Below are 25247 nucleotides of genomic sequence, written 5' to 3'. Positions count from 1 at the left end.
CAAGGTTTGTGCGGATGGGCAGGTCACTCCCGCCAGGCGCGCAATTTGGTTTTCAGTCGGACCATGGACTGGCTGTGGATCTGGCTGACGCGAGATTCACTGACACCGAGCACCTGGCCGATCTCTTTTAGGTTCAATTCTTCGTCGTAGTAAAGCGACAAAACCAGTGCCTCTCTTTCGGGCAGGGTTTTGATCGCCTCCACCAGAGCCGACTGAAAGCGACCATCGGCAAGGTGGTCAAAATGTTCGCTGCTCTCTTCGCCGGGACCGATGGCGTCTTCGGACACCCCGAGATCGTCCAGCCCGACCAGTTTTCCGGCGCTGACATCGTGCAGAATATGATGATACTCATCCACAGAGAGTTCAAGATAATCAGCCACTTCCGTGCCAGTTGGGTCCCGGCCGAGCTGCCGTTCCAGCTGCTCCATGGCGTCGGTTACCCGACGGCTGTTCCGGTGCACGGAACGGGGGGTCCAGTCGCCACGGCGGATCTCGTCCAGCATGGCGCCACGGATGCGGATGCCCGCAAAGGTTTCGAAGCTGGCGCCCTTACTGCCATCAAAGTTGCGGGCCGCTTCCAACAACCCCACCATGCCCGATTGCAGCAGGTCATCCAGCTGAACGCTGGCAGGCAGCCGCGCCAGCAGGTGATGCGCGATGCGCTTCACCAGCGGCGTGTGCCGCTCCACCAGCGCTGCCCGGTTATCGAACTGGGCGTAGGCAGCCGCCTTATTCACCCGCCGCCTCGGCGTACATGTTGCGACGGACCAGGCGCTCTACGAAGAACTCCAGGTGGCCGCTGGGGTTTTGCGGGGTCGGCCAGGTCTGAATCTTGTTGGCCAGGCCCTGGTAAGCGATGGCGGCCGGAGTGCGCGGGAACGCTTCCACCACCACCTTCTGCTGACGAACCGCCTTACGGACGTTTTCGTCGTAGGGAATGGTGGCCACCAGCTCCAGTGCCACATCGAGGAAGCGGTCAGTCACTTTGGAGAGCTTGGCGTACAGCTCCATCCCTTCACGCAGGCTGCGCACCATGTTCGCCACGATGCGGAAGCGGAACACGCCGTGCTCGCGGGACAGCAGCTTGATCAGAGCGTAAGCGTCAGTGATGGAGGTGGGCTCGTCGCACACCACCACCAGCACTTCCTGAGACGCACGGGCGAAGCTCAGTACCATGTCGGAGATGCCCGCTGCGGTGTCCACGATCAGGACGTCAAACTGCTCTTCCAATGCGGAGAAGGACTGGATCAGGGCGGCGTGCTGAGACGCGCTCAGTTCCACCATGTTCTGAGTGCCGGACGCGGCGGGGACGATAAAGATCCCCTGCGGGCCTTCCACCAGCACCTCTTCGAGGGTGCACTCACCGGCCAGGACGTGGGACAGGTTACGCTGCACCCGAAGTCCCAGCAGGACGTCCACGTTCGCCAGGCCCAGATCCGCATCCAGCACCAGCACCTTTTGTCCCTGGGCGGCCAGGGCGGTGGCGGTGTTGATGGATACGTTGGTTTTGCCCACGCCCCCTTTGCCGCCGGTGACCGCAATCACCTTCACCATTCTGTCTTTCTTTTGTGCCATTTTTCTCAGCCCACTCGCTTGATCCTGGAGAAACCACTTACTCATACAGACCTGCCACGTTTTGCTGTTGCATCGAGGCTGAGCTGGTCTGCACACCACCCTCTTCGGCCAACGCCCGCTGCGCCAGATAGCGCGGGTCGGCGGTGCGGAGGTCTTCCGGCACCCGTTGGCCATCGGTGAGGTAACACACCGGCAGTCGGTTTTGGATCAGCACGCTCAATGCCTCTCCGATGTTATGAGCTTCATCCAGTTTGGTCAGGATGCATCCGGCCAGGTCGATCTGGCGGAAGCGCTCCACAGTCTCTTTCAATACCCGGTACTGGGCGGTTGCCGACAGCACCAGGTAGGGTTTAATCGGTAGCCGGGTGGAGCGAGTCAGCTGGTCCAGCTGCTCCACCAGGCGCATATCCCGCTGGCCCATGCCCGCGGTGTCAATCAGGATCAACCGGCGGCTGCGCAGTTGGTAGATGACGCTTTCCAGCTCTTCCACACTGGCGGCGCTGCGCACCGGGCACCCCATGATCTTGCCAAAGGTGGCCAGCTGTTCCTGGGCACCGATGCGGTAGTTGTCGGTGGTCACCAACGCCACTTGGTTGATGCCATAACGCGCCACAAAGCGCGCCGCCAATTTGGCGATGGTGGTGGTTTTGCCCACCCCGGTCGGCCCCACCAGTGCAATGACGCCGCCGTCGTTCAGCATGCTCTCGTTACCGGTCACCAGTGAACGGGCCACCAGCTCGGGCAGATACTCGATGGCATCGTGGATCTCGGCTTCGTCGGGCACCAACTGGGAGAAGTGCTCGGCCATCTCCTTGTGGAAGCCCAGCTCACGCAGTTGCTCGGTCAGCATGGCGCGAACCGGCTCGGTGCGGGCGCGGTCCTGCTGCATCAGGCTGGACACCTGGTGCTGCAACAGTTGCCGAATCGAGGCCATCTCCGCCTTCATGGCATTGAGCTCGTCGCTGCTTGCCGTCGGGGCACGACGGGTCGGTTGCGGCTGGGACGGTGTGGCAGGGCGCGCCGCCGCAGCTTCCGGCTTGGGGGTGTCGAAGGCGCGTTGAGCCCATTTCGGCAGGGCCTGCTCCTGCTTGGAGAGCATGGCGCGCGCCTCTTTCTGTTGGCGTCGCTCCTGCTGACGCTCGAGCAACGCCCTCAGGTTATCGGCATCGGCCGCCGGGGCTGAAGTGGGGGTGGATGGCATGGCATTCGGACGCGGCGCCACGGCGGGCGAAGCGGGATTGCTGCTGCCAGCGGACAGGCTGACTCTGTCATCATTGAGCGACCGGCCGGCCAGTGCGCTGAAGGCATCGGCCTCTGCGGGCGCCGGATTTTCGGCGCTTGGGCTCGCATTTCGCTGTTCAAAGTCCACCGCCGCCACGATCTCGACGCCACCGGTTACCCGTTTGTTGGACATGATCACCGCGTCCGGGCCCAGAGTCTCCTTGACCTCAGCCAGCGCGGCTCGCATATCCTTGGCAAAAAACCGTTTTATCTTCAAGGCTCTATCCTTTCACTTCCGGCTACTGGCCGACGGATTGAACAATCTTAATCTGTTTGTCGTCCGGGATTTCCTGGTACGACAGTACCCGCAATGCCGGGATGGTGTGCTTAACAAAGCGCGACAGGGTGGTGCGCAACAGGCCGGAGGTCAGCAATACTGCCGGTTCGCCCACCATCTCCTGCTTCTGCGCCGCTTCGCTGAGCGAACGCTGCAACCGCTCTGCCAATCCAGGCTCGAGGCCACTGTTCTCGCCGTTGCTGGCCTGCAACGACTGATGCAATATCTGTTCCAGCTCCGGGGAGAGTGTCACCACCGGGATCTCCCGCTCCGGCCCGTTGATCTCCTGAACAATCAGACGCTTCATGGCGATGCGGCAGGCGGCGGTCAGCACGTCGGGGTCCTGACTCTTGGGGCCGTACTCCACCAAGGTTTGTATCAGGGTTCGGGTGTCGCGAATGGGCACCCCTTCGTTGAGCAGGTTCTGCATCACCTTGACGATCACGCCGAGGCTGAGGATCTCCGGCACCAGCCCTTCGGTGAGCTTGGGCGACTGCTTGCCCAGCAGCTCCAGCAACTGCTGCACTTCGTCGTAACCCAGCAACTGCGCCGCGTTGTTGCTAAGCAGTTGCGACAGGTGGGTGGCCACCACGGTGGAGGCGTCCACCACGGTGTAGCCCAGGGTCTGGGCGTAGTCGCGCTGGTCCGGGTTCACCCACACCGCTTCCAGCCCGAAGGCCGGGTCTTTGGTGGCGTGCCCTTCCAGCTTGCCGAACACCTGGCCGGGGTTGATGGCCAGTTCGCCGTCGTGGCGGATCTCCGCCTCGCCAACCACCACGCCCATCAGGCTGATGCGATAGTGGTTAGGCGGCAGGTCGAGGTTGTCGCGGATGTGAACCGGCGGGATCAGGAAACCAAACTCCTGGGACAGCTTTTTGCGCACGCCCTTGATGCGCGACAGCAGCTCGCCGTTCTGGGCCTTGTCGACCAGCGGGATCAGGCGGTAGCCCACCTCCAGGCCGATGATGTCGACGTGGTTCACGTCATCCCAGCCCAGCTCTTTCGGTTCGCTTTCCAGCCGCTCGGTGTTGCTCTTGGCGGCTTCCTCTTCGGCCTCGGCCTGGACTCTGTCGCGCTTACGTTTGAGATACCAGGTCAACCCCGCCAGTGACAGGCCCAGAGACAGAAACGCCATATGGGGCATGCCGGGCACCAGGCCCATGATGATCAGCACCCCGGCGCAGATCACCAGCACCCGCGGGTTGTCAAACATCTGACGCACCACCTCGTCGCCCATCTGCTGGGATTCGTTCTGACGGGTAATGATGATGGCGGCACCGATGGAGAGCAGCAGGCCGGGGATCTGAGCCACCAGGCCGTCACCGATGGTGAGCAGGGTGTAGATCTCGATCGCTTCGGAGAAACTCAGCCCGTGCTGGGCCATGCCGATCAGGAAGCCACCGATGATGTTGATGAACAGGATCAGGATGCCGGCGATGGCATCCCCTTTGACGAATTTGGACGCACCGTCCATAGAGCCGTAGAAGTCCGCCTCTTTGGCCACTTCGGCGCGGCGGTCACGGGCCTGTTCCTGGTTAAGGATGCCGGCGTTCAGGTCGGCGTCGATGGCCATCTGCTTGCCGGGCATGGCGTCGAGGGTAAAGCGGGCACTCACTTCTGAGATACGTCCTGCGCCTTTGGTCACCACCACAAAGTTGATGATCACCAGAATCAGGAACACCACCAGACCCACCGCGTAGTTGCCGCCAATCACCACCGAGCCAAAGGCTTCAATTACCTTCCCCGCCGCGTCCGGGCCGTTATGGCCCTCCAGCAGCACGACTCGGGTGGACGCCACGTTCAGCGCCAGGCGCAACAGGGTGGCCACCAGCAGTACGGTGGGGAAAGCGGCAAAGTCGAGGGGGCGCAGGGTGTAGATCGCCACCAGCAACACCACCAGCGCCAGGGCGATGTTGAAGGTGAACAACATGTCCAACACCAGCGCCGGCATCGGCAAAATCACCATCGCCAGTGCGGCCATCACCAGCAACGGCGTGCCGATCCCCTGCAGGTGCAGAAGATGACGTTTGGGTATCGATTGGAAGAGTGCTTTCAGATCCATGCTGCGACTGTTGATTGACGTCTCGAGCGGGTCTGCAATTACTGCGCCATGAAGAGAAGTTGCCGAATCATTGGGTCGACAGGGCATCGCTCACAGCGCACCATGCCGACGAACCGTTAGGGGGCCTTACACCGATTCACTGTGCCATAACGAAATGCCGTCATTGCACGGCTTCCGGGGGAGGTGAGGCCACGCGAAGCACGAGTGTACCTAGATGTGGCGCTGCCTTAAAGCACTGATGTTCCTTTCGAATGTCGGCTGCGTCAAATCTCGGCGTGATCGTCCTCATCACGCTCACTGCCCGCCTTCAAATCGTCCGGGATTGGCAGTTCCGTCGGAAGGGCAATCGGGCGACGACCACGGCCGCTCTGGAACTGTTTCAGCTGGTAGACGTAGGCCAGGATCTGCGCCACGGCGGTAAACAACCCTTCCGGAATCGGTGAATCCAGTTTGGTGGAGTAGTACACCGCTCGCGCCAGTGCCGGGGAGGACACCACCGGCACCTCATGTTCTCGGGCGATTTCCCGGATCTTCAGGGCGATCTCATCGGTGCCTTTGGCCACCACCAGCGGGGCATTATTGATGGATTTGTCGTAGCGCAGCGCCACCGAGTAGTGGGTCGGGTTGACCACCACCACATCGGCCTTGGGCACCTCCGCCATCATCCGGCGCTGGGCCATCTCCCGCTGCAACTGGCGGATCTTGCCCTTCACCTCCGGCTTGCCCTCGGTCTGCTTGTACTCGTCCTTCACTTCCTGCTTGGTCATCTTCAGCTGCTTGTTGTGGTTCCACAGCTGATAGGGCGCGTCGATGATGACGATGATGAGCAGGGAGGAACAGAGCAGCACAAACAGCTTCAGCAACAGCGCCAGCGCGTCACGCACGGCGCCTTCGGGGTTGCCGCTGGAGAGTTGCAGGATCTGGTCAAAATTGACCGACAGCAGGGCCCAGGCCACCAGCGCAATCACCGCGAACTTGGCGATGGACTTCACCAGCTCCACCAGCGCCTGCAGGCCGAACATCCGCTTAAAGCCCGCCAGGGGACTCATCTTGGAGGCTTTCGGCGCCGCTGCCTGCCAGCTGAAACTCATGCCACCCAGGCCGATATTGCCAAGGAAACCCGCGATAAACAGCACCAGCACAAAGCCCAGTACCGGCACCATCAGCTCCGACAGAATGCGGCTGAACAACTCGGAGATCTCACCCAGGTCAAACACCTCGGCGCGGGTCAGCTCAAACTGACTCTTGGCCACCGTCAGCATCGCTTCACCAATCTGTCCGCCCATCATCAGCATGCCCGCCGCGGCGGCAACCAGCACCGCGGCCGTGCCGAGCTCTTTGGAGCGGGGAACCTGGCCCTTCTCCCTGGCCTGTTCACGCCTTCGGGGTGTCGCCTCCTCTGTGCGTTCCTGACTGCTGTCGTTTTCCGCCATCAGGGCGCCTCGCAGTCCAGTCGCAACAGGTCACAGATCAACACCTGGCCAGCGTCCCAGACGCTGTAGAAGTGGGACAACACGCCCCCCAGGGTGAGCCACAGAATCAGCAGCCCCGACAACATGGTGATGGGGAAACCGATGGCGAAGATATTGAGCTGCGGGGCGGCACGGGTCATCACCCCGAAGGAGAAGTTGATCAGCAGCAGCGCGGTGGCGGCCGACAGCGACAGCGTCAGGGCGCTGGCAAACATCAGGCCACCGAACTTGACGATGGCGTCCAGGCCGGAGGGGCTGAGGCCCTCGCCGATGGGCAGGGTTTCAAAGCTGGCCACCAGCATCCGGATCATCAGCAGATGACCATCCACCCCAAAAAACAGCAGGGTACTGAGCAGCAGGTAGAACTGGCCCACCAGCGGCACCTGCTGACCGTTACTGGGGTCCACCATCGAGGCAAAACCCAGTGAGGTCTGCATACCAATGATCTGACCGGCCAACACAAAGGTGTTCAGCACCAGCACCGAGACAAAGCCAATGGCGATGCCAATCACCACCTGCTGGGCGGAGATCAGGAAGCCTTCGGCACTGAGCAGCTCCACCGGCGGCGGGGCGGGCAGAATGGGGGCAACGGCGGCGGTGATCATCACCGACAGCAGCAGGCGCACCCGGGCGGGCACCGAACTGCCTCCGATGGTCACCATCACCATGATCATGGCGCTGATGCGGAACAGCGGCCACAACACGCTGCGCAGCCAGTCGAAGACGATGGGGAGTGGGTACTCCATCGCGCCGCCCTACCCCACCATCTGGGGGATCAGCGCCACCATCTCATACATCAGTTCCATCAGGGTGCGCACCAGCCAGTGGCCCAGGAACATCATGGTGACCAGCGTCACCAGCAATCGGGGCAGGAAAGAGAGGGTTTGTTCGTTGATGGAGGTGGCGGCCTGAAACACCGCCACAATCAAGCCGACCACCAGGCCAGGGACGATGATGGCGCTGACCATCATCACAATCACCTGCAGGGCATGGCGAAAGATGTCGACAAAAGCCTCGGGGGTCATGGGCCCCCCAGTCCGAAGCTGGTGGCCAGCGTGCCCATCACCAGGTTCCAGCCATCCACCAGCACAAACAGCATGATCTTAAAGGGCAGCGAGACGATCATCGGCGACAGCATCATCATACCCATCGCCATCAGTACCGAGGCCACCACCAGGTCAATCACCAGAAACGGCACAAACAGCATAAAGCCAATCTGGAAGGCGGTTTTCAGCTCAGAGGTGACAAACGCGGGGATCAGCACCGTCATCGGCACCTCATCCACCGAGGCGATGTCGGTCCGGCCACTGATCTCAACGAAGGTGTTGATGTCGGTGATGCGGGTTTGCGACAGCATAAAGTCTTTGACCGGCGCCTTGGCCCGCTCCATCGCTTCCAGTGCACCAATCTGCTCGCCCATGTAGGGCACCAGCGCGTCCTCGTAGACCCGGTCCAGCACCGGGGTCATGATAAACAGCGACAGAAACAGCGCCATCCCCAGCAACACCTGGTTGGAGGGCGTCTGCTGCAGGCCCAGCGCCTGACGCAGAATCGCCAGCACCACGATGATGCGGGTAAAGCTGGTCATCAGGATGACCATCGCCGGCAGGAAGGTCAGCAGGGTCATCAACCCCAGAATCTGCAGACTGACGCTGTACTGCTGGGTGCCATCGGGGCCGGTGGTCAGGGTAATGGCGGGGATGCCGGGGTCAGCCAGTGCCAATGACGGCACCAGCCCCATCAGCAGACCCAAAAACGGCAGCAGCAGACGTTTCACGTCAGGACTCCCGCTTCTTGTTGAACTTGGCCAGCACCGAGGCAAACTGCGGCGCCGCAGCGGTCTCCAGCGGCTGCTCCAGTTTGTCCAGCAGAGTGACGTTCTGGCCGGTGATGCCGACCAGATATTGCTGGTCGCCCACCTGAATCACCGCCACCCGCTCTTTGGTGCCGACCGGCAGCATGGCCACGGTTTTCATCGGGCCACCCACGCTGTTAGGCAGGTTGAAGCGGCGCGCCAGCACCGCCAGCACGATGATCAGGCCAACCACACCCACCAGGCTGGCCACCATGGTGGCCATCTGGTCATTGGCGCCGGCGGAGACCGGCTCAGCCGCCACGACAGCTGACGACAGCAGGGCCAGCGCGGCCCCCATTACAACACGGGCACTCATCGCAGCTTCTTAATGCGTTCGGTCTGGCTGATTACGTCGGTCAGACGGATGCCGAACTTGTCGTTCACCACCACCACTTCACCGTGGGCCACCAGGGTGCCATTGACCATCACGTCCAGCGGCTCACCCGCAACGCGGTCAAGTTCCACGACGGAGCCCTGGTTGAGCTGCAGCAGGTTACGGATGCTGATCTGGCTGCGTCCCACCTCCATGGAGATGGTGACCGGAATGTCGAGAATGGCGTCCAGCTTGCGCTGCTGTTCACTATCGCCGCCCATGGGGGCATCAAACTGCTCGAGCTCGACGGTTTCAGCCTGCTCCTCCAGTGCTGCAGCCCAGTCGTCTGCCAGCAGGTCCTGGTCCTTGGGGTCCTGATCGTCGATCATCGTTCACCTTCTTGTAGTGAGTTATCGTCCAAGCCGTCGATGGTGACGTCCGCGTCCAGCGCGATGCCGCCGTGACGGTTGATCAATTGCAATTCGTTTTTGTAGGACTTGGGCCGGGGGATGCGCTCTTCAATCCGCACCGCCACATTGTCACCCTTGCGGCCCAGCTTGCCGCGGAAGGTCGGCAGGTCCTCAATCCGCACCAACAGGTGCTCCGGCATCTCCACCGGGATGATGTCACCGGCCTTCATCTCCATGATGTCGCGCAGGGTCAGTTCCTGCTCCAGCAGCATGGTGGAGAGGTCCACCGGCACATCCATGATCTCGTCCTGCAGCGCCTTGGCCCAACGCATGTCGGTGTCCTGCTTATCGCTCTGCACACCGGCATCCAGCAACTCCCGGATCGGCTCAATCATTGAGTAGGGCAAGGTGATGTGGAAATCCCCGCCGCCCCCATCCAGTTCGATGTGGAAGGAGGACACCACCACCACTTCAGTGGGACTGACGATGTTGGCCATGGCCGGATTCACTTCCGAATCCAGGTATTCAAACTCAACGTCCATCACCGGGGCCCAGGACTCTTTGTAATCCTCGAACACGGTCTTCAGCAGCAACTGAATAATGCGACGCTCAGTGGGGGTAAATTCACGGCCTTCGATCTTGGCCTGGAAGCGGCCGTCGCCGCCAAAGAAGTTGTCCACCAGGATAAACACCAACCGCGCTTCCATGGTGATCAGTCCGGTGCCCTTCAGGGGACGGAAACGCACCATATTCAGGCTGGTGGGTACAAACAGGGTGTGGACGTACTCGCCAAACTTCACCATCTGCACGCCGTTGATCGACACTTCCGCGTTGCGGCGCATCATGTTGAACAGGCTGATACGGAGGTGACGGGCAAAGCGCTCGTTAACCAGTTCCAGAGTCGGCATCCGACCCCGGACAATGCGGTCCTGCGAGGTGAAGTCGTAGATGGTGGCCCCTTCGCCACCGGAGAACTGATCGTCCTCCTCGACCTCATCAACGCCATGAAGCAGCGCGTCGATCTCGTCCTGACTCAGCAGATCGCTCATTGCTTCTCCCTTATTGCATCACGAAACCGGTAAACAGCACCCGCTCTACCTGGTGCTGGCCGGTAATGGATTGCAGCGCGTTCTGGACATTCAACAGGGCTTGGGTGCGCAACTCGTCCTTGCCCTCCTTGCGACGGATCTGGTCCGCTTCTGCGGCACTGAAGGTGGTCAGCAGGGTGTCCTCAATCAATGGAATGTGTTTGCGGGCGGCGTTCTGAGCGTCCGTGCCGCGAACCTGCAACTGCACCTTAATCTGAACCAGGTAGGTGCGGTCCGGCCCCGGCAGGTTAAACAGGAAGGGGCGCGGCATCGGCACATACAGTGCACCGTCCTGAGCCAGTCCCGCTCGCAGGGGCTGACTGTCGCCACCGGCAGCCGTCGGCTGCGGATCATCGCCGCCACCGATCATCGACATCACGCCGAACACCACGGCAATCAGCAACACTACGCCACCGCCAATGGCGGCCATCCAATGAAGCCGGCGCTTCTTGCGCACGGATTCTACGTCCACTTGCAGGCTGTCATCTGCCATATTTTGCCCAAAAATACGCGAGTTACTGTCAAATCGGCCGCTAGGTTAGCACAGCGCCCGTCAGGCGTAGAAATCAATGCCGCCCTCGGCATTGCGGTTGCTTATCTGGTGGGCAACCGCGTCTTCTGCGCCACCGTCAACGCCACCCTGGCCACCCTGGCCGCCAAAGCCGGAACCGCCATCAGCCTGCCCTTCGGAATGCTGCTGGTGCGACACGTTGGCGTCGGCCAACTGGATGCCCTGCCCCTGCAACATCTCCCGCAAACGCGGCAACGCTTGTTCAAGGAGGTCACGGGCCTGGGCATGCTGAGTCTGGATCTGAACCTGAGCCTGATCACCGTTCATCTGAATGCGCACCTGCAGGGCGCCCAGCTCTGGCGGGTCCAGGCGCAGCTCGGCGGTCATCCTGTCGGTATTGATCATCACCGCCAGCCGCTCCCGCAGCTCCGGTGCCAGCCGTTCCGCCGCCACAGGCTGGCGCAACAAGGCGGGATCGGCCAGCGCCGCTGAGCGAGCCTGCTGGCGATGCACCGTATCGGTATGCAGTTGGCGTGCGGGGTCAAGATCCAGCGCCTCGCCCGCCTCTCCGCCCAGTGCCGGATCCAGCGCGTCCACCGGCGCTGCCATCGCCATCGCGTTGGTGCTGGCCGTCAGGGCCGCTGAAGGAGTGTTGGCGCTGTTGGCCACCGACGCGTTCAGCAGTGTGCCGTCGCGCTCAACCGGCTGGGTGGTATCAGCACTGCCCAGCCGCCAATCCAGTCGCGAGCCCGGCACCACATCCAGCTGGGCCTCGCCGTCGGGTTGCGTCGCCACCAGGCCAGGCACCGCGGGTGCCCCGGTTTGCCCACCCGGTGTGGCGGCTCCCGGCTCAGGCTGGTGTCCCGGCAACGGTGCCGGGGCGGGTTTCATTCCCGGTGTCAGCAAGGCTTTGGGATCGGTAATCAGCGCGGAATCCGACTTGTTCTCAGCGCTAGCGAATTGCCCCGCCAGTCCCGCCCCCTGAAGCGGAGTGGCCGCCGGAGTGTCGACACCCTCTGACGGCGGCACAGGCTCAGCGCCATCCATTTGACGCTTGGCCTTGTCCAACGCGGCCAGTTGCGCCAACAGCCCATCGCTGTCCGCCGCAACGGTGTCCGGATGCTCTCCGGAGGGGAGCAACGCTTGCGCCTCGGCTTCGGCCTTCGGCAACTCCGACGCATTGCCTTCGGTGGCAAACCATTGCCGCTCAGCGGATTGAGCTGGCAAGCTTTGGTCGCCATCCTGCGTCTCCGAGTCGCTGGATTCGCTGGCCGGCACCGTCACTTCGGCACCCTCCAGCTCGGTGGTATCCCCTTCTGCCACCGGCTTTTCGGCAGCGGCCACCTGCCCGGCTAAGGAGGGTTCGGCCTTGCCACCATCCGTTTTGGCGGACGCCTCTGTGCCGCGGCCGTCGCGCTGAGCCTGCCCCTGCTCCGCATCGGCAACCAACGCAGCAAACCCCTCTGCCCCCTCGGCAGAGTCAGCTGAAGCGGGTGAAGCCGGGGACGCTTTGGTGACTGAGCTGGTCAGCACCGGCGCGGCGAGAACATGGGACATGGCTGAAGATCCTGACGCAAAAAATCCGTATAGCGGCTTTCGAAGCAATAATCAGGCCAGTGTAGTGAGGCCCAACGTTGTGGGCTGTGAGCTGAGAGTGGTGAGCAGAGAGGGGTGGCAGAGGATTGAGTGTCTCGGTTCAGCGCTGACGACGGACGAACTGCTGCAGGGCAAACTCGTCCAGTTCGCGCTGGCTGCGCTTTTCCGCCAGAGCGGCGGCGCGGGTGCGGTTTTTCTCCAGCAACAGGGCGATCGCCTGTTGGCGCTGGTGGGCTTGCTGCCACAGGGTTTGGCGCTGCTGTGCCGCGGCCTCAGCCTGGCGTACGCGTGCAATGTGCTGGGTGATGGCCGCATCCAGCTTGGCGATAAAGTGGTGGTACTGCTGGTAGTGGGACGCCTGCAGGGTGGTGCCCGCCTGTTGCTGAGCCTGCTTAACGTAGTCCCAGCGGTAGTTCTGCAGCTGAGTCAGTTGTTGTTTCAGCGCCTGGACCGCCGAGTGGGCGCTGCGCAGGTCCAGCGCCGCTTTCTCCAGCGCTTTATCGGCCATGCTCAGCACCTGGGCCAGCTGTTTGGGGTCACTCATTGGTCGTTACCTAATTGCGGCACTGAGCCGCCAGACGGGCCAGTTGGGTCAGGCTCTGTTCGTAATCCACCGGCGTCTTCATCGCCTGGCGCAGGAAGGCATTAAACGCCGGCTGCATGGCGATGGCTTTGTCCACCTGAGGATCAGAACCGGCGCTGTAGGCGCCGATGGCGATCAGATCCTGGTTCTGGCGGTAGGCGGACCAGAGCTGCTTGATCAGCTGCGCCGCTTCGAGATGCAGCGGCTCGGTCACCATCGGCATCACCCGGCTGATGGACGCTTCGATGTCGATGGCCGGGTAGTGGCCGCTTTCCGCCAGCGCCCGGGACAGCACGATATGGCCATCGAGAATGGCCCGCGCCGCATCGGCGATGGGATCCTGCTGGTCATCCCCTTCAGTGAGTACGGTGTAGAACGCGGTGATGCTGCCCTGGCCAACGCCACCATTACCGGCGCGCTCAACCAATTGGGGCAAACGGGCAAATACCGATGGCGGATACCCCTTGGTGGCCGGCGGTTCGCCAATGGCCAGGGCGATCTCGCGCTGAGCCTGAGCGTAGCGGGTCAGGGAATCCATCAACAGCAGGACGTTACGGCCCTGGTCGCGGAAGTGTTCGGCGATGCGGGTTGCGGTTTCGCAGGCGCGCAGTCGCATCAGGGGGCTGGTGTCGGCGGGCGCCGCCACCACCACGGAGCGAGCCCGCCCCTCGGGACCGAGGATCTCCTCGATAAACTCTTTAACCTCACGGCCCCGCTCCCCCACCAGGCCCACCACGATGACGTCGGCATTGGTGCCCCGGGTCATCATCCCCAGCAAAACGGATTTGCCCACGCCGGAGCCGGCAAACAGGCCCATACGCTGGCCTTCACCCACGGTCAGCATGGCGTTGATGGTGCGGACACCCACATCAATAGGCTGATGAATGGGACGGCGGGCCATGGGGTTCAACAAGGTGGCATGGTGCGGTGCCCGTTCGCGGGTGGCCAACGGCCCCAGGCCATCGAGCGGCTCACCATTGCCATCGAGCACCCGGCCCAGCAACTCCGGGCCAACCGGCAGCCCCTGACGCTGACCCATCGGGGTCACCCGGGCGCCGGGCAGCACGCCCTTAAGCTCCTCCACCGGCATCAGGTAGAGCACCTGATCGTCAAAGCCCACCACTTCCGCAGTGAGCTGACCATTGAGGGTTTCAATCTGACAAAGGGAGCCGACCGGGGCACGGCAACCCACCGCTTCCAGGGTCAGCCCGACGACGCGCAACAACTGGCCGGACGCCACCGGGGCCAGGCTTTGCACATTGTTGTGCCAGGCCTGTACCCGTCGGCGCAATCGTTCACTGCGCAGGCTCATCGTTGGCCTCGGCATCGGTGGCGGGAGCCGCCTCAGGGGCCGCTTCCGCCTCGGGGGCCGCCTCGGCTTGTGGGGCGGCAGGGGTGGGACGGGGATAGCCCGGTTCGTCCACCGGATCACGGGGGCGTTGGGCGAAGTTCTCCAGCACCTTACGCAAGCGGTCATCCGCCAGCATCGGCACTTCACTTCGCTCGGTATTCAGTATCAGAGAGCCGGGCGACAGGGTGGGTTCCAGCACCAGTTCCCACTGGCGCTGGCTCATCGCCTCTTCACCAAAGGTGTTGGCGATCAACTCGCGGTCACTTTCGTTGGCCTGGATCGACACCTGCTGACGCTGGGATGGCAGGGCCTGAATGCCCTGGCGCAGCGCTTCGAGCACCGCATCGGGGGAGGTTTTCAGCTCCACCTGAACCACCGCCTGAGCCAACCGCATCGCCAGGGTCACCAGTTCGCGTTCCACCTGCTCGTCCACCGCTTCCAGCGGGGCGATCAGCTCACCCAGCAGCTGGTCCCACTGGGCTGAACGGGCGGCAATTTCCGCCTGCCCCGCTTCCAGCCCCTGCTCCAGCCCCTGTTGGTAACCCTCAGCATGCCCCTGCTCGGCGCCTTTCAGGCGGCCCTCCTCCAGCCCCTTGGCTTCCCCGGCCGCTTTGCCCTCAGCAAAGCCGTCCTGGTAGGCCTCTTCATGGATCCGCTCTATCTCTTCCAGTGTTGGGGGTGGCGGAGGCGCTTCCTCCTCCGGCTCCAGTTCAGGCGCACGCACCGGCCGGTGCAGTGCGGTATCAGCCGGAGCCGCATCGGGCTCAGCCACGTCAGGCAGTGACCAGTCCTGGCTCTCCACCAGGCCGGCACGCAGAATGCGGGGACGCAAAGAGTCGCTCATCGATTACAGGAACTCTTCGCCGCCACCACCGCCCAGCATCACTTCGCCGGCATCGGCCAGTTTGCGGGCGATGGCCAGGATCTCTTTCTGAGCCGCTTCCACTTCCGAAAGGCGGATGGGGCCCATCGCTTCGAGGTCGTCGCGGACCAGTTCGGCCTGACGCTTGGACATGTTGCCCAGAATCTTGTCGCGCAGGGCATCGTCGGCCCCTTTGAGGGCGCGGATAAGCACATCCTGCTGCACTTCGCGCAGAATCACCTGGATGCCACGGTCGTCGACATCGGCCAGGTTTTCGAACACGAACATCAGGTCCTGAATCTGCTGGCCCAGCTCTTCGTCGGTTTCGCGGATGGACTCCATCAGCATGCTTTCCACGCCGGTGTCCATGTAGTTCATGATGTTGGCCGCCGCTTTCAGGCCGCCCATCTTGGCCGCCTGAGCACCCGACTGGCCGGCGAACTGCTTCTCCATGATGTCGTTCAGCTCCTGCAGCGCCGCCGGTTGCACCTCTTCCAGGTTGGCGATGCGCAGCATCAGGTCGAGGCGGACCCGCTCGGTAAACTGGCTGAGGATCTGGGCCGCCTGATCCGGCTCCAGATAGGACAACACGATGGTTTGAATCTGTGGGTGTTCGTTGCGGATGATGTTGGCCACCTGACGGGCGTCCATCCACTTGAGGGAGTCGAGGCCTTTGGCGCCGTGGCCCATCACAATCTGTTCAATCAGGTTGCCGGCCTTATCCTCACCCAGCGCATGGGTCAGGGCTTTACGGACGAAATCTTCGCTGTTCAGACCGATGGAGGAGAACTGCTTGATCTGCTCCAGAAACAGGCGGTGTACCGCCGACACCTTCTCCTGGCTGAAATCGCGCATACCCGCCATCGCCATCCCCACCTTCTGCACCTGCTTGGGCTCGAGGTTTTTCAGGATCTGGGCCGCATCGGACTCGCTCAGGGAGAGCAGCAGAATCGCGGTCTTCTCAATGCCATTGAGTTTGGCCACATCAAAGGCTTTGGCCTGGGCCGGGGCTTTCGCCAGTGCTTGCTCAGCCATCTTCGTTCAACCAACTCTTAATCACTTGGGTGGAGAGATCCGGCTCATTGGCCACCAGGGCACGAATGGCACGCAGCATGTCATCGTCTTTATGCAGATCCGGCAGCAGTATGGAGCCATCTTCGGCATAGGAGTAATCGCTGTCGCCGGTATTCAACAGGCCCAGGGTATCGGCGGCGTACTGGTCTTCCAGCTCCGCCAGATCGCCACCAGGTCCGGTGGCACCCTCGGTGGCCTTGCCTTCATTCGGATTGAGCAGGCGCTTCACCATCGGACGCACCACCACCAGGAACAGCACCAGCAGGCCCAGTGCCCCCAGCGACCATTTCACGGCGCGCCAGAACCAGCCCTGCTCGTAAATCGGGATATTGAGCGGCTCCAGCGCCAGATCATCAGCAAACGGCACCGACACCACTTCCAGCACGTCACCCCGGGCGGCGTTAAAGCCGACGCTGCCCATCAACAGGCGGCGAATGCTGGCCAGCTCGGTTTCAGACAGCGGTGCCATGGTGGTTGCGCCATCCGCGCCCGCCACCGGCTTATGGTCCACCGCCACCGACAGGGTGACGCGACGCACGGTACCCACCTGTTGGCGGGTGTGACTGATGGTGGAGTCCAGCTCAAAGTTTCGGGTCACTTCGCTGCGGTTGCGGCCGGAGGCCAGACGCTCGTCCTGACCCGCGCCCTCCACCTGCTGCGGGATCTCAGAGGCGATGGGGGGCTGGTTGGTCAGTGCGCCGGGGATACCGACCGGACCGGAGCCGGACTGGTTATCCTCGATCAGCATTTCGCTGCGCACCGCAGGCATATCCGGGTTGTAGCGACGTGAGGTTTCTTCCACCGCGGAGAAGTCCATGGTGACGTCCACCTGGGCGCTGTAGCGACCAATGCCCAGTACCGGGATCAGGATGCTGTCGATCTTCTCACGGTAGAGCTGCTCCTGCTGAATGCGCAGTTCCAGCTCGCGGCGGGCCTGGGCGGAGATGCCGTCCTGGCTGCCGGAATTCAGCAGCCGGCCATGTTGGTCAGTCACCGTAACCCGGGCCGGTTTCAGACCGTGTACAGCGGAGGCCACAATGTCCACCACCGCATCCACTTCGGACTGGCGCAGTTCGGTACCGCGATTGAGGGTAACCACCACCGTGGCGGAGGGCTCGCGTTGTTGACGGGCAAACACGTTCTGCTGCGGCAGCGCCAGAATCACCCGGGCGCGCTGCACACTGCGCAGCTCTTCAACCGCGGACGCCAGGGTCTGCTCCTGGCTGTGCTTAAGACGGGCCTGCTCCATCCGCTGGCTAACCCCAAAGCCGCTGTCCTGAGTCAGGAAATCCTGCTGGGGACGGGCGGGGCCCAAACCATTTCGGGTGAGCATCAGGCGGATATCGGCAAAACGATCTTCCGGCACGGAGATGGTGTTGCCGTTCAGCTGATAAGGCAGCTTCTGCTGGTCCAGAAAATCCAGGGTGTCGATCAACTCCTGGGTTTCCATCTGGCCCAGTGGGCGATAGGAGGGCTCCTGCGCCCAGATGATCAGGAATACCGCTATGGCGAGGCTGATGGCCAGCGCCAGGATCAGGCTGATTTGACGCAGCACATCGATATTGCCGAAAGAGGACAGCGGGCTAACCTTGTTCTCCTCGATCTCGCCACCGGTGTTTCCACTGGCACCGCCCGCGACGGTGGCCGGCATGGTATTGCCGCCGTCGTTGAGCATCAGTTCGGTTGACGTGTTCGCCTCAGCCACCGCATTACCTCAAAAGCCGGTTACACCGGCATATTCATGATTTCCTTGTACGCTTCGACCAACTTGTTGCGTACCTGCACGGTCGCTTCAAACGCGACCCCCGCCTTCTCTTTGGCGATCATGGTGTCCGACAGCGACACCCGGCTGTCGCCCAGCTCAAGCCGGGTGGCCATATCACTGGCGTTCATCTGCAAACCATTGACGTGATCAATGGCGTTGCTCAGGAAAGATGAGAAATCCTGTTGCGGCTTGACCGGCGCCAGTTCGGCGCTGCTGCCGGCCTCTCGGGCCAGGCTGTGCATCTCCACCAGCAGGGGATTATTTCCGATCTCCATTACCGTTTCCTTGTGTCAGTCAAACCATTGACGAGCGCGAGTGCCCCGCATTGTAATGCAAGGCACTTGCCAGTTCAGCACATTTACTGGCAAACCCGTGACTTAGGGCAGGGCAATGCCCGCTTCCCGCATCTTCGCCAACTTATATCGCAGGGTTCGCGGGCTCAGGCCCAGTCGCTCGGCCACCGCTTTACGGCTGCCCTGGCACGCCGCCAGCGCATCCAGAATGATTTGGAACTCCTGATGCTTCAGCTCGCTGCCCAGGTCTTCCGCCACCGCCTGCGGTGCTTTCGGTGTGCTCACGGCGACGCTGACCGTCGGCACCCCGGCCTGCCCGTCGAGAAACAGGTCCATCTCCGACAGGCTGTCGCCCTGACACAGGATCAGGGCGCGCTGAATCACGTTGTCCAACTCCCGCACGTTACCGGGCCAGGGGTGCGCCAGCAGTTTACTGCGGGCATCCGCGCTGAGTACCGGTACCGCCCGTCCGGCGCGGCTGGCGTGACGAGCCAGCAGATGTTCCGCCAGAGGCAGGATATCGCCGGGCCGTTGTGCCAGCGGCAGCCAGGTCAGGGGGAAGACGTTGAGCCGGTAGTAGAGGTCTTCGCGGAAACGTCCTTCCTCCACCGCCAGTCTCAGATCCCGGTTGGAGGTCGCCAGCACCCGAACATCCAGAGACAGGGTTTTGCGCCCGCCCAGACGTTCCACTTCGCGCTCCTGCAAGACCCGCAGCAGTTTGGCCTGCAGGTTGAGATCCATCTCAGTGATCTCATCCAGCAGAATGGTGCCGCCCTGCGCTTGTTCAAACTTACCGGGACACGCCTGTACCGCGCCGGTAAAGGCGCCCTTCTCATAGCCGAACAGGGTCGCTTCCAGCATGTTCTCCGGAATGGCGGCGCAGTTCAGGGCGATAAAGGGTTTGCCCCGGCGGGCCGAGCGGGCGTGGATAAAGCGGGCCAGCACCTCTTTGCCTGAGCCACTGGGGCCCAGCACCATCACCGAGGCATCGGACTGCGCCACCCGGGCGGCCAGGTCGAGCATCTGTTGGCTTTGCACATCGCCCACCACCGGATCATCGCCGGAGGGCGGCTCAGCCTGCAGGTAACGGCTGATCTGATCGAGCAGCACCTGAGGGGCGAAGGGCTTGGCCAGATAATCGTTGGCGCCATAGCGCATCGCTTCCACCGCAGCATCAATGCTGCCGTAGGCGGTCATCAGCAGGATCGGCAGGCGGCTGTTCTGGGCACGCACGGTTTTCAGCAGGGTCATACCATCCATGCCGGCCATCTGCACGTCGGAGATCATCAGCGCCACCGGATGCTGGTTCAGCTGCACCAGGGCTTCGTCACCATTGCCCGCTTCCACACAGCGGTAGCCGCCCAGCAACAAGGTATCCACCAGCGCTTCGCGCAGGCCCAGGTCGTCTTCGACCACCAGAATGAGGGGTTTAGTCATCGCTCATGTCCTTATCATGCAGACGCGGCAGAATCAGGGTAAAGGCGCTGCCCTGCTCGGGCACCGATTGCAGTTCCAGCCGGCCACCGTGGGCCCGGCATACCGATTGCACCACGGCCAGTCCAAGGCCCGTACCATTGGCCTTGGTGGTAAAGAAAGGGGTCATCACCTGGGCTTGTTGTTCGGCACTCATGCCCTTGCCGTTGTCCATCAGGGTCAGCGCCAGGAATTCGCCCTGGGGACGGGCGTGCAGGCGCAGCGCAGTGGCGCCGGCCTCGAGCGCGTTATTGACCAGATTTTGCAGGCCGCTGACCAGCGCATCCGGATTGGCCTGCAGCTGGAGCGCTTCATCACACTGCCAGTCAAAACGGGCCTGACGTCGCTCCAGAGCCGCTTCACAGCTGGTGGCCAGTTGCTGGCACAAAGCCTCGGCACTGACCTTCTGTTGGGCCTGGGTGTGGCCGCCACGGGCAAACAGCAGCAAGTCGTTCACCCGCTGCTCCAGCTCTCCCAGCCGGGCCATCAGTTTGTCCTGAAAGCGCGCCCGGCCCGCTTCGTCGAGATTACGATTGCCCAGGTTGGCGGCGTACAACAAAGCGGCAGAGAGCGGCGTGCGGATCTGGTGTGCCAGTGAGGCCGCCATGCGGCCCAAAGCCGACAGGCGCTGCATATGGGACAGGTTTTGCTGCAGTTGGCGGGTTTCGGTCAGGTCGGTCAGCATCAGCAGTTGGCCCGGTTCCGGGTCCAGCGCCCGGGTGGCGAGACGGACCCGGCGACCATTGCGCAGGGAGATCTCGTGACCATCATCGGCCTGGGGGGCAAACGCACGGCCAATCACCGAGCGCCAGGGTTGCCCCAGCAGGGGCTCACCCAGCAGCTCAATGGCCTGGGGGTTGGCTTCCACCACCACCCCGCCATCGTCCAACACCACCAGACCGGCTGGCAGCAGTTGCATCAGGTGGTTTAAGCGGCTGGCTGCGCGCTGGGCATCATCAAGTTGTGGCTCCGCAAGGGCTTGCGACATGCAGACCGTCCGTCAAAAAAACGCTGTTATTCCATTGGTTCTGCAAGGTGATGCAGCTTTTGTACCAGAAGGGAAAAAGGAGAGCGGGGGGCAAGCCGGACGGCTCACCCCTCTTTGGAAAGACCGTATTTGCGCATCTTCTCCACCAGGGTGGTGCGACGCATCCCCAGCAGTTCGGCTGCACGGGCGACCACGCCGTTACCCTGGTCGAGGGCCTGGCGGATCATATCCACCTCCAGCTCGGCCAGCATATCTTTGAGGTTCACACCATCTTCCGGCAGTTCGTTGTTGAAACGCTGCTCAGGCAACTCCACCGGCTCTTCACCGCTGAACAGTGCCGCCAAAGCATCGCGCTCCTGCATCTCTTCCGGGTACTCGGGCGTAAACTCCGGCACTTCCACGTGGCGGTATTTGCTGGGGAGGTCGTTGACGTCCACCAGGCCACCGGGGAACAGGATCACCATCCGCTCCACCAGATTGGACAGCTCGCGCACATTGCCGGACCAGGGGTGCTCCACCAGAGAGTCTATGGCCCGCTTGGTAAAGCGTACGGTGCCCTTGCCCTCCCCTTCGATGCGGCTGACCAGTTCATTCAGCAGCAGCGGGATGTCCTCGGCACGGTCACGCAGCGACGGCATCTCAATGGGGAAAACGTTAAGACGGTAATAGAGATCTTCGCGGAACTCGCCCTCGTCGATCATCTTCTCCAGATCACGGTGGGTGGCCGCCACGATGCGGACATTGGCCTGAATCGATTTGTTGCCACCGACCCGTTCAAAGCAGCGTTCCTGCAGCACCCGCAGGATCTTCACCTGCATGTGCGGCGGCATGTCACCAATCTCGTCGAGGAACAGGGTGCCGCCATCGGCCAGCTCAAAGCGGCCTTTGCGGGTGGCCACGGCACCGGTGAAAGCGCCCTTCTCATGGCCAAACAGTTCGCTCTCCAGCAGGTCTGGCGGAATGGCACCGCAGTTGACCGGGATAAAGGGGCCATCACGATGGCTGGAGAGGTAGTGGATGTTACGCGCCACCACCTCTTTGCCGGTGCCGGACTCACCGGTCACCAGCACGCTGGCATCGGTTTCCGCCACCTGCGCCAGCAGATGACGAACCTGTGAGATCGCTTCACTGCGCCCAACCAGCGAGCGGAACAGCTTGGTTTGGTTGGGGCTGGTCGGGGCCACTTCGTAGCGCACCCGCTGGTACACCTGGCAGTAGTGCAGCAGTTCGGTGATTTGCGCGTAAGCAAAGGGTTCATCAAGTTGCCCAACAAGGTTGGGCTGAACCGGGGCAAGATTGCCCAGGGTAAGAAAAGGTTGGCGAGAGTTGCGCTTCAGAAGAGAGTCGAGATCAGGGTGAGCATCACCACCGATAATCACGGACCGAAAGCGCTCGGTGACCAGACGATCGCCCAGAGCCGAAAAGTCGGCATGCTCCACCGGTTCCCCAAGAAACTCAAGCAAATAGCTGAGCTTTTGGCGGCGTGCGTCGTCGCTGTCTACAAGCAATATGCGCTGATCAATCTGCATGGTTACGCTTACCGGGGTTAAGTCCTTTCGCCCAGGTCATGTCTCTTATTATTGATGAGTGGGTGTCGGACGGGTTTCTCCCGCCTTCGAATGCGAGTTAGCTTGGCTCATTGTAGCGAGCCAAATGGTCTTAGCAAGCCACTCGATCGCTGCCGATTACTTTTCAACCCACGGAAAAACGGGGCCTTTCAGGCCCAATGCGACGAAGATCCACCGAACCTGAAATCAGAGAACAAAATGACCGGCCTCTGCCGGTCATCTAACCATCTGTTTCCACAATGATTATGCGGGTTTCTTAAGATGGTGGTGCTCAACCGGGATGGCGTCCCAGCCGGACTTCACGGTGCGAAGCAGATCAATCACTTCCATCAACGCATCGACGTCGTTGTTTTGGTTGGCATCCACCAGACGTCGCACCATGTAGTCGTACATGGCGGAGAGGTTCTGAGCGATCTCGCCACCCTGCTCAAAGTCCAGTGCCGCCTGGAGATGCGCCACGATCTCAACCGTGCGGCCAATCAGCTCGCCTTTCTTGGCGGTGGCGTTCTGTTCAATGGCCAATTTGGCCTGCAGCAACTTATCGATGCTGCCGCCCAATAAAAGTTGTACCACTTTGTGCGGACTGGCTTCCGCCGCCTGACTGCTGATGTTGACCTTGTTGTATGCCTTCAGTGAGCCTCGCATTAGCCTCTTCCTGCTTCAATTTGCTGATAAGTTCGGACCTGTTTGCGGCCCTTGCGGTAGCCGCCCAGCCGCATGCGCTGGGCAGACAGGTGTTGATTGGCCTCGCTGGCCAGTTGTTGGGTTTGGCTGAGCTGAGCCTGCAACCACTGGCCATCTTCGCCCAGCGGGGTTTGCAGCAGTGCCGTCAGGGTTTGCTGACGCAACTCCAGCTGGTCGAGCAGCTGCGCCAGCAGCAGCTCCCGGGCCTCGTCGTCGGCATCCACCAGCCCCTTAAGGGCCGACTCGATGCGCTGATTCAGTTCAGTCAGTGTCTGTTCAGTGACCATCAGCTACTTCTTACCAGACCCGGCAGGCTGGAGAGGCGCTCAGTCAACATCGCCGCCTGGGCATTCAGTTGATACACCACCGAATCCATCGCGTTGAACTGCTTAAACAGGCGGGCCTCGTAGGCGGCCATCTGGCGGTTCAGCTGATCCCGGTCTGACTCGATGCGGTCGAGCTGGCTTTTCAGAGTGTCATCCCGGCTGGAGAGCAGTCCGCCGGTCTGGGTGTAGACGTCAACGGTGCTGTCCAGCCGGTAAGCCAGACCGGTGTCCTCGGCGGCAAACAGCTGGGCAATGCTGGCCGCATCGTCCTTCAGGGCGTCGTTCAGCTGATCGTCATCGATATTGAGCTTACCGTAACGGTCAAAGCTGAGGCCAAACTGGGCCAGTGAGCCGGTTTCACCGTTACCGAGGTCATAGGCGCTGCTCATCACATTGCGCAGCTGGCTGGTGATGGAACGGGGCAGGCTGTCGCCCTGCAGCGGCCCGGCGGTTTCGGTCTCCGCATCGTAGGCACTGAGGCTGTCGATCTGCTCCTGCAGTCCGTTATAGGCGTCAACGAACTCTTTGATAACGGTCTTAGCGCTGCCGGTGTCTTTGGCAATGGTGACCTTGGTGGTCTTGCTGAGATCCGCATCTTTCAGGTTCAGCGTCACCCCCTGAATGGCGTCTTTAACGCTGTTGCTCTGGGAGGTAACGTCCATGCCATCAATGGTCAGGCTGGCGTTTTCTGCCGCCACCAGCTCTTCCATCGCGCCGAAGGTGTCGGTCAGGCCGGTGCCGTTGGTGTCAGTGGCGGTCACGGTGATCTGATGATCGGTACCGGTTTTGTCCGAGGTCATCACCAGTCGCGGCCCGTTGTCACCGGTAATGATGGTGGCGGTGATGCCCGGATTGTCTTCGGCGCTGTTGATCTTGGCGGCGATGTCGGCGAGGGTGTCGTCCGCCTCAACATTGAGGGTCATCGAGGTGGGGTTGCCCTCGTCGTCCACGCCCGCAGTGAGGGTTAACTGCCCCTCCCCCACCGGCGAATCCGCATCGGCGACGGCCGCTGAACCGATCTTGTGGCTCTCCGCCAGCGACTTGACCACCACGTTGTAGGTGCCCGGAGTCGCGTCAGACTCTGCGCTGGCGGTCAGGTAATCACTGATGTTGGTGGTGGCTTTGCGCTTGTCAAAGGTGTCGAGCTTCTGCAGCGACTCCAGCTTGTCCTGGAATTCACTCATGGCGGATTTGAGGGTGCCGATAGCCGACACCTCAGTCTGTACCGCCGCCTCCCGCTGATCCAGCGTCACCTGGCGCGGCACAAAACTGGCATCCACCAACGCCGACACAATGCCGTTGATGTCCAGTCCGGAACCAATACCTGCGGCCGTTAAGCCCATAACAACATCCTTAGGCGCATACGCCTCTGGCCCGCTCAGGCCTCGGTTTCAACCAACATGCCGGTGAGATCCGACAAACGGGCGGCAAGTTCCAGCACCTCTTCGGCAGGAATTTGCCGGATCACTTCATCGGTGGCGATGTCTTTGACCACCACCACGTCGCGACCGGTGTCCTCATCCACATGGAAAGAGAGACCGCGCTGGTTGCCACCAATAAAGTGCTCCAGCTCTTCGGCGATGCGGCTGAGCTGGTCTCTGTCCATACCGGCGTCCGCCGCTGAGGTGCTTTGGGCCGTCGCGCTGACGGCGCCGGGTAGCGCCGCAGAGACCGGCTGAGCGACACTGCTGATGTCCGCGTTTGCTGTGCCGGATGCCGCCGTTGTGGTTTTAAAAGCAGGATCCGTACCAGAAAGACCCAGCGAATCGATGCCATTCATCTTTTATGGACTCCTTGTGATGTGCCGAACGTCCCATTCCGGCCGTCGCTACCCGTCTCT

26 protein-coding genes are annotated in these 25247 nt (G+C 61.9%); all 26 read right to left on the bottom strand.

What is annotated here, in order from left to right:
• Positions 1-23: 23 nt before the first annotated feature.
• The 26 genes from FBAL_RS05430 to FBAL_RS05305 all read right to left on the bottom strand — a co-directional run bounded on the left by FBAL_RS05430 (position 24) and on the right by FBAL_RS05305 (position 25187).
• Positions 24-737, bottom strand: coding sequence for an RNA polymerase sigma factor FliA (locus tag FBAL_RS05430; RefSeq protein ID WP_013344567.1), 714 nt, complete (start codon positions 735-737; stop codon positions 24-26).
• Positions 730-1620: a MinD/ParA family protein gene (locus FBAL_RS05425; RefSeq protein ID WP_013344566.1), complete on the bottom strand. Its 891-nt coding sequence runs from the start codon at positions 1618-1620 to the stop codon at positions 730-732. The genes FBAL_RS05430 and FBAL_RS05425 overlap by 8 nt, the downstream gene beginning before the upstream one ends.
• Positions 1613-3073 (bottom strand): flagellar biosynthesis GTPase FlhF, encoded by a 1461-nt coding sequence (gene flhF / locus FBAL_RS05420; RefSeq protein WP_013344565.1) that lies wholly within the window; start codon positions 3071-3073, stop codon positions 1613-1615. The genes FBAL_RS05425 and flhF overlap by 8 nt, the downstream gene beginning before the upstream one ends.
• Positions 3074-3095: 22 nt before the next feature.
• Entirely contained in the window at positions 3096-5195 is a 2100-nt protein-coding gene (gene flhA / locus FBAL_RS05415; protein ID WP_013344564.1) for a flagellar biosynthesis protein FlhA, read from the bottom strand.
• 263 nt (positions 5196-5458) lie between these two features.
• A complete protein-coding gene (gene flhB / locus FBAL_RS05410; RefSeq protein WP_013344563.1) occupies positions 5459-6628 on the bottom strand; it encodes a flagellar biosynthesis protein FlhB in 1170 nt (389 codons plus the stop codon).
• The gene (fliR, locus tag FBAL_RS05405; RefSeq protein ID WP_013344562.1) at positions 6628-7413 is read right to left on the bottom strand and encodes a flagellar biosynthetic protein FliR; all 786 of its coding nucleotides are present in this window, start codon (positions 7411-7413) and stop codon (positions 6628-6630) included. Before fliR ends, flhB begins: the two co-directional genes overlap by 1 nt.
• 9 nt (positions 7414-7422) lie before the next feature.
• Positions 7423-7692 (bottom strand): flagellar biosynthesis protein FliQ, encoded by a 270-nt coding sequence (gene fliQ, locus FBAL_RS05400; RefSeq protein WP_013344561.1) that lies wholly within the window; start codon positions 7690-7692, stop codon positions 7423-7425.
• A complete protein-coding gene (gene fliP, locus FBAL_RS05395; protein ID WP_013344560.1) occupies positions 7689-8444 on the bottom strand; it encodes a flagellar type III secretion system pore protein FliP in 756 nt (251 codons plus the stop codon). Before fliP ends, fliQ begins: the two co-directional genes overlap by 4 nt.
• 1 nt (position 8445) lies before the next feature.
• Entirely contained in the window at positions 8446-8838 is a 393-nt protein-coding gene (gene fliO / locus FBAL_RS05390; RefSeq protein WP_013344559.1) for a flagellar biosynthetic protein FliO, read from the bottom strand.
• A complete protein-coding gene (fliN, locus tag FBAL_RS05385) occupies positions 8835-9224 on the bottom strand; it encodes a flagellar motor switch protein FliN (protein ID WP_013344558.1) in 390 nt (129 codons plus the stop codon). Before fliN ends, fliO begins: the two co-directional genes overlap by 4 nt.
• Entirely contained in the window at positions 9221-10294 is a 1074-nt protein-coding gene (gene fliM / locus FBAL_RS05380; RefSeq protein ID WP_013344557.1) for a flagellar motor switch protein FliM, read from the bottom strand. Before fliM ends, fliN begins: the two co-directional genes overlap by 4 nt.
• Before the next feature lie 10 nt (positions 10295-10304).
• Positions 10305-10826, bottom strand: coding sequence for a flagellar basal body-associated protein FliL (gene fliL / locus FBAL_RS05375; RefSeq protein ID WP_013344556.1), 522 nt, complete (start codon positions 10824-10826; stop codon positions 10305-10307).
• Between the two features lie 60 nt (positions 10827-10886).
• Positions 10887-12401, bottom strand: coding sequence for a flagellar hook-length control protein FliK (locus FBAL_RS05370; protein ID WP_013344555.1), 1515 nt, complete (start codon positions 12399-12401; stop codon positions 10887-10889).
• A gap of 139 nt (positions 12402-12540) precedes the next feature.
• On the bottom strand, positions 12541-12984 hold the full coding sequence (gene fliJ, locus FBAL_RS05365; RefSeq protein ID WP_013344554.1) for a flagellar export protein FliJ: 444 nt from the start codon (positions 12982-12984) through the stop codon (positions 12541-12543).
• Between the two features lie 10 nt (positions 12985-12994).
• A complete protein-coding gene (gene fliI / locus FBAL_RS05360; RefSeq protein WP_013344553.1) occupies positions 12995-14335 on the bottom strand; it encodes a flagellar protein export ATPase FliI in 1341 nt (446 codons plus the stop codon).
• Positions 14319-15218, bottom strand: coding sequence for a flagellar assembly protein FliH (locus FBAL_RS05355; protein ID WP_013344552.1), 900 nt, complete (start codon positions 15216-15218; stop codon positions 14319-14321). Before FBAL_RS05355 ends, fliI begins: the two co-directional genes overlap by 17 nt.
• Positions 15219-15221: 3 nt before the next feature.
• Positions 15222-16271: a flagellar motor switch protein FliG gene (fliG, locus tag FBAL_RS05350; protein ID WP_013344551.1), complete on the bottom strand. Its 1050-nt coding sequence runs from the start codon at positions 16269-16271 to the stop codon at positions 15222-15224.
• On the bottom strand, positions 16264-18015 hold the full coding sequence (gene fliF / locus FBAL_RS05345; protein WP_013344550.1) for a flagellar basal-body MS-ring/collar protein FliF: 1752 nt from the start codon (positions 18013-18015) through the stop codon (positions 16264-16266). Before fliF ends, fliG begins: the two co-directional genes overlap by 8 nt.
• Before the next feature lie 20 nt (positions 18016-18035).
• The gene (gene fliE / locus FBAL_RS05340) at positions 18036-18350 is read right to left on the bottom strand and encodes a flagellar hook-basal body complex protein FliE (protein ID WP_013344549.1); all 315 of its coding nucleotides are present in this window, start codon (positions 18348-18350) and stop codon (positions 18036-18038) included.
• A gap of 102 nt (positions 18351-18452) precedes the next feature.
• Positions 18453-19805 carry a sigma-54-dependent transcriptional regulator gene (locus FBAL_RS05335; RefSeq protein ID WP_013344548.1) on the bottom strand — a complete coding sequence of 451 codons (1353 nt, stop codon included), beginning with the start codon at positions 19803-19805 and terminating at the stop codon, positions 18453-18455.
• Positions 19798-20829, bottom strand: a complete 1032-nt coding sequence (locus FBAL_RS05330; RefSeq protein ID WP_013344547.1) for a sensor histidine kinase — start codon at positions 20827-20829, stop codon at positions 19798-19800. The genes FBAL_RS05335 and FBAL_RS05330 overlap by 8 nt, the downstream gene beginning before the upstream one ends.
• A 104-nt stretch (positions 20830-20933) precedes the next feature.
• Positions 20934-22358 carry a sigma-54 dependent transcriptional regulator gene (locus tag FBAL_RS05325; protein WP_013344546.1) on the bottom strand — a complete coding sequence of 475 codons (1425 nt, stop codon included), beginning with the start codon at positions 22356-22358 and terminating at the stop codon, positions 20934-20936.
• Between the two features lie 282 nt (positions 22359-22640).
• Positions 22641-23042 carry a flagellar export chaperone FliS gene (gene fliS, locus FBAL_RS05320; RefSeq protein WP_013344545.1) on the bottom strand — a complete coding sequence of 134 codons (402 nt, stop codon included), beginning with the start codon at positions 23040-23042 and terminating at the stop codon, positions 22641-22643.
• A complete protein-coding gene (locus FBAL_RS05315; protein ID WP_013344544.1) occupies positions 23042-23368 on the bottom strand; it encodes a hypothetical protein in 327 nt (108 codons plus the stop codon). Before FBAL_RS05315 ends, fliS begins: the two co-directional genes overlap by 1 nt.
• The gene (gene fliD, locus FBAL_RS05310) at positions 23368-24750 is read right to left on the bottom strand and encodes a flagellar filament capping protein FliD (RefSeq protein WP_013344543.1); all 1383 of its coding nucleotides are present in this window, start codon (positions 24748-24750) and stop codon (positions 23368-23370) included. Before fliD ends, FBAL_RS05315 begins: the two co-directional genes overlap by 1 nt.
• A 35-nt stretch (positions 24751-24785) precedes the next feature.
• On the bottom strand, positions 24786-25187 hold the full coding sequence (locus FBAL_RS05305; protein ID WP_013344542.1) for a flagellar protein FlaG: 402 nt from the start codon (positions 25185-25187) through the stop codon (positions 24786-24788).
• Between the last annotated feature and the right edge of the window lie 60 nt (positions 25188-25247).

The sequence above is a fragment of the Ferrimonas balearica DSM 9799 genome, from assembly GCF_000148645.1.
Classification (GTDB): domain Bacteria; phylum Pseudomonadota; class Gammaproteobacteria; order Enterobacterales; family Shewanellaceae; genus Ferrimonas; species Ferrimonas balearica.
The sequence above is the reverse complement of the archived record's forward strand: the minus strand, read 5'-3'. Positions and strand labels throughout refer to the sequence as shown.